This window comes from Maridesulfovibrio salinus (genome assembly GCF_055394525.1).
In genome coordinates, this window is the sequence record NZ_AP042461.1 from 4,062,473 (window position 1) to 4,076,847 (window position 14,375).

Annotated in this window: 9 protein-coding genes; 4 read left to right on the forward strand and 5 right to left on the reverse strand. The window is 46.2% G+C overall.

Going from position 1 to position 14,375, the window contains the following annotated elements; all coding sequences use genetic code 11:
- From ACZ5PW_RS18680 to ACZ5PW_RS18690, 3 genes are all read right to left on the reverse strand, one after another.
- On the reverse strand, positions 1-972 hold the full coding sequence (locus tag ACZ5PW_RS18680; protein WP_464556493.1) for an RnfABCDGE type electron transport complex subunit D: 972 nt from the start codon (positions 970-972) through the stop codon (positions 1-3).
- A 274-nt stretch (positions 973-1,246) separates the two neighbouring features.
- Positions 1,247-2,392 (reverse strand): 4Fe-4S dicluster domain-containing protein, encoded by a 1,146-nt coding sequence (locus tag ACZ5PW_RS18685; RefSeq protein ID WP_464556494.1) that lies wholly within the window; start codon positions 2,390-2,392, stop codon positions 1,247-1,249.
- A gap of 5 nt (positions 2,393-2,397) precedes the next feature.
- Positions 2,398-2,874, reverse strand: a complete 477-nt coding sequence (locus ACZ5PW_RS18690; protein ID WP_464556496.1) for a cytochrome c3 family protein — start codon at positions 2,872-2,874, stop codon at positions 2,398-2,400.
- Positions 2,875-3,711: 837 nt separating this feature from the next.
- Here ACZ5PW_RS18690 and ACZ5PW_RS18695 point away from each other — a divergent pair.
- From ACZ5PW_RS18695 to ACZ5PW_RS18710, 4 genes are all read left to right on the forward strand, one after another.
- Positions 3,712-4,059, forward strand: a complete 348-nt coding sequence (locus ACZ5PW_RS18695) for an antibiotic biosynthesis monooxygenase family protein (protein ID WP_464556498.1) — start codon at positions 3,712-3,714, stop codon at positions 4,057-4,059.
- Between the two features lie 463 nt (positions 4,060-4,522).
- Positions 4,523-5,605: a TMAO reductase system periplasmic protein TorT gene (gene torT / locus ACZ5PW_RS18700; RefSeq protein ID WP_464556499.1), complete on the forward strand. Its 1,083-nt coding sequence runs from the start codon at positions 4,523-4,525 to the stop codon at positions 5,603-5,605.
- Positions 5,606-9,577, forward strand: coding sequence for a response regulator (locus ACZ5PW_RS18705; RefSeq protein WP_464556501.1), 3,972 nt, complete (start codon positions 5,606-5,608; stop codon positions 9,575-9,577).
- A gap of 6 nt (positions 9,578-9,583) precedes the next feature.
- Positions 9,584-10,498: a GGDEF domain-containing protein gene (locus ACZ5PW_RS18710; protein ID WP_464556503.1), complete on the forward strand. Its 915-nt coding sequence runs from the start codon at positions 9,584-9,586 to the stop codon at positions 10,496-10,498.
- 5 nt (positions 10,499-10,503) lie between these two features.
- Here ACZ5PW_RS18710 and ACZ5PW_RS18715 read toward each other — a convergent pair whose 3' ends face one another.
- Positions 10,504-11,298 carry a substrate-binding periplasmic protein gene (locus tag ACZ5PW_RS18715; RefSeq protein ID WP_464556505.1) on the reverse strand — a complete coding sequence of 265 codons (795 nt, stop codon included), beginning with the start codon at positions 11,296-11,298 and terminating at the stop codon, positions 10,504-10,506.
- A gap of 33 nt (positions 11,299-11,331) precedes the next feature.
- A complete protein-coding gene (locus ACZ5PW_RS18720; protein ID WP_464556506.1) occupies positions 11,332-14,358 on the reverse strand; it encodes a PAS domain S-box protein in 3,027 nt (1,008 codons plus the stop codon).
- Between the last annotated feature and the right edge of the window lie 17 nt (positions 14,359-14,375).

Sequence of the window (14,375 nt, forward strand, 5' to 3'; positions counted from 1 at the left end):
TTATCTCACTCCGAAAGGTTTGGGGCGAACCCGGTCCAGAAGAGGGGTCAGCAGGTTCGCAATCATAATCGCAAACGGTACACCATCGGGGTAAACACCGTAGACACGGATAATAATGACCATGACTCCGGCGATAAGTCCGAAAAGGAGCTGGGGAATCATACCCACCGGGCTGGAAGCAACATCCGGGGCCAGAAAGAAAGCACCGAACATCACTGAACCGGTCAGCAGGTGAAAGAGCGGATTGGCGTACACTTCAGGATTGATCATCCAGAAAACGGACGCGGTTGCAGTCACGCCGACAAGAAACGCTGCGGGTATAAAAACACGCACCCACCCTGTCGCCACAAGGAAGATTCCTCCGGCCAGCACCGCAACAATCTGGGATGCTCCCAGTCCGCCAAGCTGCTTTCCGAGGAAAAGGTCGGTGTAATTGAACTGCCACAGAGTATCATGACCGAAGTGTTTGAGCTGATCCAGCGGCGCATTAATCATGAAGTGGGCAAGGTTGGCGTCGATATCCATGGCTTCAGGCCAGGAAAGGCGACAGAAAGCCCAGGCGATCAGAGGAGCGCAGATCGGATTGACACCGAAGCCGCCGAAAACAGATCTACCGAGAATAATTGTCAGTACACCGCCGCAGAAAACCATCCACCATGGTGCGCCCGCAGGCAGCAGGCAGGCGAAGAGCAATCCTTCGTAGAGTGCGGTGAAGTTGTCGATATTGATGTCCCGGTCCTGCAGCTTAAGACAGAGAGCCTCTGCAAGTACAGCAGCGGAACCGGCTATACCTGCAGTAGCGAGCGCGGGCAGGCCGAACATATTGAAAGCCATGAGCAGAGCGGGAACCAGAGCCAGAAGATGATACTGCATCATCTTCTCCACGGTACGCTTGCTGCGCCAGTGGGGAGCAGGCGAAACCGTGAGTCTGACCGCAATGTCGGACATTGCTTTAATTACTGGAGGAGTCATTTTATATAAACCCTTGAAACTTGTATGTTTAACCGCAGTCCGGCTAACCCTTGTATGATTATCCAATCAATTTTAAGATTCCAAGTATCCGACTTAGCAGGTTTGCCTTCGGCAACTCTGCCGGGGGGACCTCAAAACCTTTTATTAAGCTTCGCAACGTAACTAGAAATCATTGCGAATTTTCAATCAATTGAACCCTCAGGGATTCCAAAGGGGCTTAGCTCCTTTGGCCGCCGGAGGCGAAATCAAATCAACAAAAGCGCGAAGCGCCTCCCTATGCCTTCTCAGACTGTCCGCTGGCGAGGAGCTGGTCCTTTGCAAAGCGGATGTACTGGAGAATCGGGCGGCGGACCGTACAGTTGAAGGAACAGAGTCCACATTCAAAGCAACTGTGCAGATGCGCTTTTTCAGCATGCTCAAACATCTCGTATTCGGCGTAACGGCTGAGCATATTAGGCTGCAGTTTTGCAGGACAGCTGAGCACACATTCCCCACAGTTGATGCAGGTGGCATCTTCGATGGAGGGGAAATCGCCTTCGGAGATAATGAACAGACCGTAGTCACCCTTCTTCACACCTTCATCGAGACTGTAAACGGCTTCGCCGCGGAAAGGTCCGTCAAGAACAACCTTGTCACCGGGCTTGATCTCAATATCAAGCTCGTTACAGATGTGCCTTACGGGAGTCCCGAAGAGCACGCGGTAGTTCTTGTCACCAATGGTCATGATGGTGTCGGTGACCGGCATGCCGGTCTCAAGAACCCTGCCGAGGTTATAGAGTTCCATGACGCTCAGGACTTTAGTGTCATCGGGAAATTCCTTTCCGGTGACTTTCTTAACTACCAGAGCATCAAGAGAATTGGGATATTTGGGCTTAACAAAAACACGCTGCGTTCCGGCAAGCTCGTAAGAGGAACCGGCCGCAACCGCCAGAGTGGTATTGACCGGAGTAATCAAAGACTCCGCAAGACGCAGACCGGCTTCAATGGTTTCACGCTCATCCTTTAAAAGCTGCTCTGCAACAGAGATTCCCGGCTCGGGGTTCAAGCCGTTGATTACAAGGTTGTCAGCACGTGAAGACAGGGCCGCAACATTGACGCCAAGTTCCTGCAGGGTACGGAGCAGATCCTTGCCCGGTCCCATGGATTTGACATCAACCGGTTCAACGCAATCTTCACCACCATCAGACTTGATAGTCAGGTGGTGATAGTTCACCTTGGTTGCTTTACCCGAAAGAGCAGCACTACAGGCAGCACCGTATTTAGAAGGACGCTCGGCAAGAATCTCACCGGCTGCGAGCTTCTGTCCTTTTTTGATTTTCAGTATCTTGTTACGAACCTGAATATTGAGTTCCGCAGGTGCGGTGATCTCAGAAACAGAGTTCTGGACATCAGAGCCCAGTGAATAATGAATCTTAAGCATCTGAACTACCTCGCGTGACAGTCGTAGCAGGAATCTTCGCCATAAGGGCCGCCGTCGCTTTCGTGGCAGTCCATACACTGGGTGTGGAAAGCGTCAGCCCGAAGGGGGATGCTGTCGGTGTCAGGTTTGTCCTCTTCTGCGAGGGGACCGGTTGGAACTTCGTAATGACAGCGCAGACAGGCTTCTTCATTGGGAAAATTCTTCTGGTGTTCAGCCCTGAATTTGTCATCAAAAGCCGCGGGGTGACAGGAGCCACAGGGGATAGGCCGATCCTGGCCGATATCGTCATGGTGACAGTCGGAACATTCGTAGCCGTATTCGTCAGCATGCACGAAATGAGTGAAAATCACCCTACCGCCACTGTTGTCCAGAACAACACGGGCCGGATTATCCTGTGCCGCGGGGGGAAACAGGAACCCGGCAACTGCCGCAATTACACAGACAGCAACAATTAAGGTTATTGGGATATATCTGTTCTTCAACGGATCAATCCTTGGATTTAGAAAGATTCACGATTAAGGCGCAAAGGCCGGAAACTACCAATAGAAACTCTTTGCAATGTTTCAGTGCAGTTTCACCCTCCGGGAAAACTTAAAAGGTACATGGAACCCGTATCCTCTACCGCCGGACAACGCCTGCATCAAAGGGGCTGGCCGGTTTATCCCTCTTCGCTCATCTTTGTTGGGGGCCTCTGGGAAAGGCCCCGTCCGTTCAATCGGACACAGAAGCTGAGCTCGCTATGATTGCACAATCATTCAGTGTTTAAATGTCATTACTTCACATTATTACCTATGCCGTCATTTCTCCAAAGACCCTAAGCAACAACACTGAACGGCGTCTTCTGCAACACGAAAGCGTTTAACGCAGCGCCTGTGATTGGTCAATCATTCAGTTTCTACCATCAGCAAATTGCATACCACCATTGTTGCAAAGATGACTCTGATTTTTTTCCAAACTTTTACTTGACTGAAAAAACAGGAAAAATGAGTACCCATTTACACTTATAGATCGAACAACCACAAAAACCATATAAAATCGGGGGTTTTTATTTGTGCTTTTTTGCACAATATTCCGAAAAATAGGACTCCGTAAAATCAGACTCCCTGTCTCACGCCCGCAACAAAGGCGCCCCGGAGCTCTTGGAGTAGAAAAATATCAGGTCTTTTTTTTAAGACTTGAAATTAGACCGCAAGCAATAGCGGAGACCCTATTTATTTCCGAAAAGCATGTTCGCAGCAGCAAGCACTTGACTCGGATGCTTGTGCCGACAGGAGATTGAAGGTAAGCCCCTTTGTGAAAACATTACGAGAGGAGAAGAAATGTACGCTGTAATTTTCGAAGTGGTCCCCCACAAAGAAGGGAAATCCGAATACCTTGAAATAGCTTCCACTATCAGAAAATTTCTGATGGACAGAAAGGGTTTCATCTCTATTGAAAGATTCCAGAGCATGGCTAATGAGCGTAAAGTTCTCAGTCTATCTTTCTGGGAAGACGAACAGTCAATTGAAGAGTGGAGAAATCTATTTGAGCACAGGCATGCCCAGCAGCAGGGAAAAATGAAAATATTTGAATCATACCGGATCAGAGTGGCAGAAGTAGTCAGGGATTACACCGACAGCAAGAGAGAGGAAGCGCCCCAGGACTCCAACGCAAATCTGAACATCTAATCAGCTGACCTGCCATGAAACGGTGCAAGTATCACAGACCAATGTGCATTTGATCACAATCAGTTGCTTCACTTGACAAAACTAACAGACCTTAGACCCACTTGAAAAAGACGTCCCCATAACAGGCGACGTCTTTTTTATAGATCCGGAACGCACCATTCATATCCTGAACCATGTTATTTGACGGATCCAGGGGTGCTGTAAATTTGAATGAATAATCTATCTCAGTTTATAGTTAACAAAAGCCTTTTTATACCCTAGAGTAAATCCATACCTTTTTAGTGATAATTCCTATTTTCATTTTGAAGTTCAGAAAATAGATATAAGGGGCGGCCCAGGGCCGGAATCGAGGGTGTTGATGCTATTTTCAGAGGTCAAATTTAAAGACTGGTTTGGTTTAATTAAACAAAAGCCGATTGTCCTGCTTTTGTTTACTGTAATAACAATTACGGTCACACGTTCTTTGGTTGCAGCCGAAAACAACAGGTGGTGGCCGATACAGGTAAAAAGTTATTATGGAGAGTACAAGTACGGAGATAAAAGCCCCGGTCAGGCCTGCCAGAATCTCAAAGGCCCCAGACTGGAAGAATGGCTCCCGCCTGATAAAGCCGCCAGACCTTATACAATCGGTGTTGCTTTCCCGCATGTTAAAGATTCATACTGGCTGGCTGTAAACTATGGAATAATAGAAGAGGCAAAAAGACTTGGTGTCGGAATCAGACTTTTGGAAGCCGGAGGCTACGACAACCTGCACAGACAGATTAAACAACTCAGACAACTGTACCGTTCCGATGTGGACGGAATTATCCTCGGCTCCATTAGCTATAGTGGCACTGACAATATTATTTCCGAGATTACAAAAAAAGGCCTCCCCATCGTAGAGGTGATCAATGATGTTCTGGCACCGTCCATCACAGCCAAGTCACTGGTTTCATACTACGAAATGGGCTATTATGCAGGAGAATTCCTGGCTGAATATGCAGAAAATGCCGGGAAGGACAGTCTGAGAATAGCATTTCTTCCGGGACCTAAGCCGTCCGGCTGGGCTCCTGAAACCCTCCACGGTTTTAATGACGCAATGCACTATTTCCCAGGTAATACGGAAATAATAGCTGTAGAATGGGGGGATACAGGAATTGAGGTCCAAAGCAGACTCATCCGTAAAATCCTATCCGAACATCCAAAGATCGACTATCTTGTAGGTAACGCGGTAGCGGCTGCAGCGTCTCCGGCCATTCTGAAAGAAACAGGCCGCAGCCGTGAAACCAAAGTGATCTCCACTTATATCATCCCCGCACTTTACGATAAGATAGTCAAAGGGCAGGTGATCGCATCTCCTTCCGACCTTACAGTCTTTCAGGGGCGGATGGCTGTAGACATGATGGTACGAATCCTCAATGGAGAGAGCCCCGGTCATGACTTCCCTTTCCGCTCCGGACCTTTCATCCCCACAATCACGACAGAGAATATCGGCAACTATCCTTATGAAGGACTTTTTGGGCCACGGTACTACAAGCCTATATTCAAACTCGATGCGGAGGAATAAATGCTTAAAATGCTGAATAATATCCGTATTCGAAACAAGCTTTTCCTCACCTACTCCCTGGCTTTTCTTCTGGCCTTCGGAGTTGCCGGAGCGCTGATCTACACTCAGGCGGAAAAGATCATCAGGCAGACAATTGAAGGAGATCTTAAAATTGCGACTGAAACCATTTTAAGTATGGTCCGCACCACTGCCGACGCTTCCATTAAAAACTACCTCAGAGCTGTATCTGAAAAAAACTACGAAATAGTCAGGCAGCTTCAGCGACAGGTCAGACGCGGCCTAATAACCAAGGAAGAAGCCCAAAAAAAGGCAGCTGAAATATTCAGAAGCCAGAGAATAGGCAAAACAGGCAGGGTGTACAGCCTGAACAGTGAAGGAACAATGGTTGCCCACCCAAAAAGAAGCCTTCTGGGGGTAGATTTAAGTGCACTGCCTTTTGTTAAAGAACAGATAAAGCGCAAATCCGGGTACCTGGAGTATGACTGGAAAGAACCACTGGCGGAAAAAGTCCGACCTAAAGCTGTTTTCATGACTTATTTCCAGCCATGGGACTGGATTATTACAGCCTCTTCTTACCGGGATGAATTTGATGAACTGGTTAAGATTGATGATTTCAGGGAAAGTTTTCTTGAACTCGGTTTCGGCAAGACCGGATATCCATATGTATTTGATTACGAAGGCAACTTTTTAATCCACCCTTCTTACAAGGGAATAAATTATAAAGATTTCAAAGATCCTCAACAGATAGAGGTGGGCCGTGAGATTGTCAAACAGAAGAATGGGCGTCTTGAATACTTATGGAGAAACCCCACAGAAGAGAGCACACGTCAAAAAGTGGTTTACTTCAATGACATTCCGGAACTGGGGTGGATAGTCGCTTCCTCAGGCTATAAATCCGACTTCTATGAACCGCTTGAAGACATCAAGCTTGTGATCATAAGTTCCATTCTGCTTGCACTGTTTCTGATGATGACAGCTTCGGTATTCATCGGCAGGTCTATTCTAAAACCCATCAAAACCCTGCATATAAAATTTGAAAAGGCCGAAGAAGGTGACTTTTCTGTTCGCATGACACGTAATTCCAACGATGAACTGGGAATGTTGGCTGATCATTTCAACAACTTCATGGATAAGCTAAAAGCATACAGTGACGTCCTGCAGGATGAAATAAAAACCCGCAAAGAAGCGGAAGAAGAAATCATAAGCTATCAGACATCACTTGAAGAAAAAGTGGAAGAACGGACAAGGAAACTGCATGAAAGCCAAAGAACCTTATCCACTCTCATGAGCAACCTGCCGGGAATGGCATACAGAAGAAAAATATCCAATGAAATGCAACTCGAAATTGCAAGTGAGGGAACATTTGCTCTTACCGGTTACAGATCGGATGAATTTCTGACAAAACCGGACTTGGGATACAGGGATCTGATAAATCCGGACGATCTGCCCAAGATTCTTGATCAAATAGAAGCAGCATTAGCTGCTCATAAATCTTTTGAAATTCTATACAGAATAAGAACAAAATACGGAGAAGAACGGTGGGTATGGGAAAAAGGTCAGGGAATATACAGTGACACCGGAAAGGCGGAAGCCCTTGAAGGATTCATATCCGATATAACTGACCGGAAAAAAGCCGAAGAGGAACTTGAAGAATATGCAGATGACCTGCGTATGGCCAGGGACATCCAGAAAGAAAACGCCCTCAGGCTGTCCGAAACAGTAATAGAGCTTGAAAGAGCCAGAAAAATTGCAGATGAAGCGAATTTATCAAAGAGTGAATTTCTGGCCAATATGAGCCATGAGATCCGTACACCCATGAACGGAGTTCTAGGGATGACCGATCTTGCCCTGAGGACAGACCTTACACCCAAGCAACGAGATTACCTGTATAAAATAAAGCAATCCGCCCGTTCATTACTTGCCATTATCAATGATATTCTGGACTATTCCAAGATCGAGGCAGGCAGGCTTGATCTTGAAAACACGGAATTTGAACTCACTGATGTAATGGATAACCTTTCCGACCTCTTTGCCAATAACGCGTCGGATAAAGGCATCGAATTTATTGTTTCCGTGTCCCCCAAAGTCCCGCAAAGACTTGTCGGAGATCCTCTGAGGCTTGGGCAGATTCTGATAAATCTGACCAACAACGCCCTGAAATTCACGGAGGCGGGAGAAGTTGTGGTCCGAACTATCCTCGGTGGTACCGGCAAAAACAAAACCATGCTGACTTTTTCTGTAAGCGACACCGGCATAGGCATACGGGAGTCCCACCTCTCACACCTCTTTGAGGCCTTCAAACAGGCTGACGGCTCAATTACCCGCAAATTCGGCGGGACCGGCCTGGGGCTTGCTATCACCAGACACCTTGTCGAAACCATGGGAGGAGAAATATGGGTGGAGAGTGCCCCTGGAGAAGGCAGTACCTTCTTTTTTTCCCTTGAATTTCAGGTCAGCTCCAGCCCTTCATCTCATGCTGTCCAGATTCCTGAGGATCTGCATGGGCTTAAAGTCCTGATTGCGGATGACAATGACTCCGCCCGTGAAATAATGCAGGAAACTCTTGAATCCCTGCATTTCGAGGTTACAACGGTTGAATCAGGTGAAAAAGCGCTAGAGGCACTGAAAGCGCAAGATGAAAAGCCATATAAACTCCTTGTACTGGACTGGAAAATGCCCGGTATGGACGGAATAGAAGTAACAGCGGAAGTCCGTCAAACCCCATCAATAAGCAAAATCCCTATAATCATGCTTACTGCTTTCGGAAGAGAAGAAATCATGATCAAAGCTGAAAAGACCGGGGTTGATGCTTTTCTTATCAAGCCAGTCAAACAGTCCATGCTCTTTGATACGATTATGGACGTCTTTGAGTTCAGCCGTAAGGAACACCATACTGCTTTACCTCCCGCCTGTGACACATGTAAATATGAAGCCAGACTTGGAGGCGCGTCAATTCTTCTGGTGGAAGACAATTCAATCAACCGCAATGTAGCCAATGATATCCTGGAAAGCATTGGTCTGCACGTAAAAACGGTTGTAAATGGTCTCGAAGCTTTAGTCGAACTGAAAGAAAACAGTTACGATGCAGTTCTGATGGACATTCAAATGCCTGTCATGGACGGGCTGGAAGCCACCGCCCGAATAAGGGAAGATGATACTCTGCGGAATCTGCCCGTGATTGCCATGACCGCACATGCGATGAAGGGAGATCGAGAAAAATGCCTACAGGCAGGCATGGATGACTATATTTCCAAACCCATTGATTCAGAACAACTTTTCGATACGCTTACCAAATGGATAAAAGACCAACATAACACAGTGGTAAATACAGAGGGAGAGGTCATAAACACAGAAGAAATACGAATCCCCGAATCATTACCCGGCATAGATGTTAAATCAGCCCTTGAAAGAATGCTTGGGAGAAAAAGTTTTCTGCTAACCATGCTTAAAGACTTTGAAAAGAATTATTCAGACTCAGCTTCACGCCTCAAAGAGCTTATAGAAAATGGACAATTAGAAGAAGGACGACGTTTGGCACATACCCTGAAGGGACTGACCGGGAATATCTCTGCATCCTGGCTGCATAAGATTTCAGGAGATCTAGAGATGGCCCTCCGGAATAAGGATGCAGATTCGGTACAGGTCTTGCTTCCCGCTTATGATAAAGAAGCCCGGATAGTTCTGGAGTCAATACGAAGTCTGCCCGGCGGAAACGCAGCTCAAGTGAAATCATTCAAGAAAGACAAATCCGATGCAAAGGACCTCTCGGATATGCTGAATGAATTGAAAAAAATGCTCAGCAGAAACGATTTTGAGGCTGAAGCCCTTTTCCGCGAGATATCGTTCCACCTGCCGCAGGAAAGTCTGCAGCAAGAACTTGCAGAACTTGAAAAGGCTATACAGGGATTCGACTTCAAGTGGGCTTTGATAGAATTGAATAAAATCAAAGAAATATACAGGAAGATTCAGTAAAATATAATGAACAAAGAGCACTCAAAACATAAAATTCTCATTGTGGACGATGCTCCGCCCAACATAAAATTACTCGGCCATGCCCTTCGTGAAGAATTTCGCGTTGCCGTTGCTCTTGATGGCGAAAGTACACTGGAGATTGCTCTTTCTGAAGATCCGCCGGATCTGGTTTTACTGGACATTGTGATGCCCGGCATGGACGGTTACGAAGTTTGCAGGAAACTCAAGGAATATCCTGAGACCAGAGACATTCCTGTAATTTTCATCTCATCCAGAGATCAGGTGGAGGACGAAGCCAAGGGGCTTGCAATAGGAGCCGTCGATTACATCACAAAACCTTTCAGCCTGCCGATAGTAAAAGCCAGACTCAGGACCCATCTTGAACTTAAAGACCAGCGTGATCTGCTCAAAAAACTTTCAATGATCGATCCCTTGACCAATCTGCCTAACCGCAGACAACTGGAAGAGCGTCTTAACCTGGAGTGGGACAGAGCCCAAAGGCAATCCACGCCTATAACTGCCGCCTTCATCGACATTGACCACTTCAAGGCCTACAATGACAACAACGGGCACGCCAAAGGAGATGACTGCCTGCAACTTGTTGCCGGAAAACTATCGGAAAGCCTGAAAAGATCAACTGACCTGATTGCCAGATTCGGAGGTGAAGAATTTCTCGCTCTTCTTCCGGAAACAGAAACTGAAGGCGGGATGATAATAGCTGAAAACCTCCGCTCCAATATTGAAAAACTCAATATTGAACACTGTGAATCAGTGTCTCCTGTTGTCACTGTAAGCATCGGTGTCGCAACCATGGTTCCCGATTCAAGCAACAGTGGCAAGGATTTACTTGAATGTGCGGACAAAGCTCTTTATCTGGCCAAAAATAAAGGACGTAACCGGGTAGAACTTTTTGAACCTTAATACTCTCATTCTTCAGCTGCACTGATATGGCCGTTATTGAAATATCTATCTGAAATATTCTGGACAGTACTATTCTCAACCATTTCCCTGAGAATTGCGTTAAGCTCTTTTATTCTGAATCTCCAACGTGACTTGAGTGAAATCCCGAGATATAAATCAACCTTATATTCGGGTTGGAAAGGCTCTTTAACCACTTTTTCATTTATGCCTCTCAAGGCAATATCATAATCAACCTGACAATCTGTACCAACAATCAGACTCAACCTGCCGGCAATAAGCATATTCAGAAGCTGCTTTTCATTATTTGCAGCATATTTATTTAATTCCGTATCATTATCAAACTGTGGAAAATATAAAGAGTTACGGGTATACCCAATTCTTTTTCCCTTCAGATCATTATACTCACCGACCCGCACGGAATCACCAGCCAGGCTGTAAAAGGCAGGCCTACAGGAATAATACGGACTTTCCGTAAAAATCATGGTTGCAGCGCGTTCCTCGCTTTTTGCGACTCCGGTAATCAGATCACTGGTTCCGGCTTTTATCCTTTTAAGACATCGGGCCCAAGGGTATCGCTTTATCGAAAAATTCAAATCCATTCTTTTCCCGATAACCCTTAGCAGATCAATATCTATCCCCTGTAAAGTCCCATTTTGCGACTCGATAACGAATGGAGGCCAGTAGTCAGTAGCAACTTCCGCATCAGATAAAGCCTGTGTTTCAGCGAAAACTACAGACGCGATAAACAGCATAACCACAGCAACTGCAAGCACTGAAATATATTTCAAAGAAAGCTGCATACCCTACCTCGACAAAGAGAGAGTCCACCGGAATTAAGGGCACAAGCTGACGACCCTGTTACGGCCTTCATTCTTGGCTTTGTAAAGACAGCGGTCAGCATGCTTCATGGCCTCAGCAAGTGACGGAACGCCGTCCCGCACTATTGTCAAACCGATACTGACCGTAAAATTAATTCTGTTTTCACCAACACGGACCTCCAGTTCACTCAAAACCTCTCTAAGCCGTTCAGCTACATTTACATACGATTCCATGGTCCCCTGAAGAAGCAACGCTGCGAACTCTTCCCCTCCGATACGCCCGAATAGATCCGTGGACCGCAGTGTCTGAATTGAGCAGTTGACCAATTCTCTCAAGACTTGATCTCCGGCATCATGGCCATATGAATCATTGATTGTCTTGAAATGATCAATATCAAGCATCAGAAGTCCCAGACTGCCTCCGTATCGCGCAGTCCTGTCGACTTCCTCCCTTGCGCGATCGATAAAAAATCTTCTGTTATCAGCCCCGGTGAGGGCATCGGTTCTGGCTAACAGTTTCAATTCATCGATCATTTTTTTCTGTTTACTGACATCCCGGCCCACTGCGGTTATTTTCATCTGCTCCCTGTCCGTATGAAGATTCCATGAGACCCAGCACCATTCACCGTGACTGCACCTATAACGGTTTTCAAGCCCCCTTATAACATCTCCGGCCAGCAGACGCTCCAAAGCAGTCTGAGTATGCACCCAGTCTTCCGGGTGCACAAATTCAATCCATTTTTTTCCTTTCAACTCCAGTTCATTCCAGCCGAGAATACTCTGCCATGCGGGGTTAACTTCAATAAACCGCCCATTGAAATCCACTACACCAAGCATATCAAGAGACACTTCGAAGATATGCCTCCGATCCTCCTCCGCCTTTTTGATACCGGTGATATCATGAGCAGCAATGGCAACAAACCTTTCATCATCATTTTCTGAAGTCACAAGCCGGTAAGTAATGGAAAAATAGCGCCTGCCCATTTTCGGAAGATCTACCCACCCTTCGAAGCTCTGGGGTTTACCATCCAGAGCAGCCATCACTCCGGGTTTTGAATAGTTCAAAAAAATATCCATTCCGGTAACATCCGACATTAATCTGCCTTCAAAATACTCTCTGGGCATACCAAATGCTTTCACATAAGAGTCATTTACAATGACATACCTGTATTCGGAATCCACAAGCGAAACCAGATCTGGTGTTACAGCTATAATTCTCTCGAAACGACGCAACCTCTGCTCAAGCCTGCGTCTTTCGGTTACATCGTAATTTATACCTATCATGGAGTGAATCTGGCCTTCGGGATCATGAAGTCCCAAGGCACTGGCTTTTATATGCCTTATCTCTCCTTCAGGCCACACAATACGAAACTCCCAGTCAAAATGGCCGTCGCCCTCTACAGCTTCACTGAGAACCATTTCGGCCCCGCCAAGATCGTCCGGATGAACCCTGCTCCGCCATGCATCATAGGCTCCATTGAATGCTTCGGGCATACATTTGTACATTTCAAACATCCGTTCATCCCAGAACAATTTATTATCAACCAAATCCCACTCCCAGACCCCCATCCCAGCGGAACGAGTTGCTAGAGCCAAGCGACCGATATTCTTCTTTAACTTGTTTTCAATTTCCCTGCGGTATTCAACCTCAGCCCGGATCTCGGAATTCTTCTGTTTAAGATTGGACAAGGCCATACTCAGCTTTTCAGTGCGATCATAGACCTCACGCTCAAGTCCGCCATAGGCTTTACGCAATTCTTCATCAGCCTGTTTGCGGCGCACGATATTCCACATCCCCTCCATCAGCATGGTCAGCTGACGCACATCTTCCTGAGTATAATCACTTTCCTTATTTCCGACTCCCGCCAGCAAGACAATATGATCGTTATCAAACAAGGGAACATTCATATGCCTGCTTATGTGAATATGCCCTTCAGGCAATCCTTTTTTATAAGGACACCCGGCATAATCATTTGTAATAATAGGTTGCCGAAGCCTTATAGCATCAGCCCACATTCCGGTTTCATCAACTTTATATATTTCGGGATAGTCTTTCAGATTGCAGTGCGAGACAGCATTCTTGGACCAGGCATACACAGAAAGCTCGGTTTCATCTTCGTTCAAAAAGAATATGTAGCCTATGGAACTTTCAGTAACACTTACAGCTGCCTCCAGAGCATAATCATAAATAGAGGACAGATCTGCGTCCACCATGCGGGAAATTGCAGAAAGGGCTTCGAACCGGATTTCGTCCAGCTTGCTTTTAGCGCGGAACTTTTTTTCTTTACTGAGATCGCTTACAACGCACATAAACAGGCTGCAGTCTTCGACCTCTAAGCGGCTTAATGTGATATTGCAGTCAATCAGTGTTCCCCCGCGAAGACGATGCTGCCAAGCTATTCTTTTTCCGGGATTGCTTTGCAGATCTGCAAGACTTGAAAAAAAATATTCTCTGGACAGGCTACCATCAGGTTGAACTTCCGGCGCGAAATCAAGAAAGGATGAACCGCAGAATTCATTCTTCGAAATAACGAAAAGCTTAAGAGCAGCCTGATTACAATCCAGAATGCTGCCCTGTTCATCAATTAGAATAATCGCGTCTGTCGCGGCTTCAAATAATCTGGAAAATTTTTCTTCGCTTTTTTTCAGCTTTTCTTCTGATTCTTTTTTTGCGGTAACATCACGGATTGTAGCAATGTGGAACTTTTCTCCTGCAAGCTCCAGGACCGAAGCGTTGACACTCGCCACCATCAAACCCGAAACAGTTTTTAGTCTGACTTCGAAGTCGTTTAAACTCCCATTATTCATCAAAAGGGATAGAAGCTGGTCACGATCATGGATATCCTCATACAGGCTTATAACGCTTTCAGGAACCTCCTGCTTTTCTTTATACCCGAACAGCTCAAAAGCCAGTTCATTATAAGCGACAATACTTCCATCCGGGGTAAGAACCACAATCGCATCCGGTGAAGCATTAATGAACTGCATGCACAACTCATTGCCGGTGAACAATTTCTGTATTTCTTCCCGTGATGATTTCACTGTAGCTCCTGATGATG

What these genes read in the sequence shown, in the direction of transcription:
- ACZ5PW_RS18685 (WP_464556494.1), bottom strand. Translation starts at nt 2,392, where the DNA reads ATGCTTAAGATTCATTATTCACTGGGCTCTGATGTCCAGAACTCTGTT.
- ACZ5PW_RS18695 (WP_464556498.1), top strand. Translation starts at nt 3,712, where the DNA reads ATGTACGCTGTAATTTTCGAAGTGGTCCCCCACAAAGAAGGGAAATCC.
- ACZ5PW_RS18715 (WP_464556505.1), bottom strand. Translation starts at nt 11,298, where the DNA reads ATGCAGCTTTCTTTGAAATATATTTCAGTGCTTGCAGTTGCTGTGGTT.
- ACZ5PW_RS18680 (WP_464556493.1), bottom strand. Translation starts at nt 972, where the DNA reads ATGACTCCTCCAGTAATTAAAGCAATGTCCGACATTGCGGTCAGACTC.
- ACZ5PW_RS18705 (WP_464556501.1), top strand. Translation starts at nt 5,606, where the DNA reads ATGCTTAAAATGCTGAATAATATCCGTATTCGAAACAAGCTTTTCCTC.
- ACZ5PW_RS18710 (WP_464556503.1), top strand. Translation starts at nt 9,584, where the DNA reads ATGAACAAAGAGCACTCAAAACATAAAATTCTCATTGTGGACGATGCT.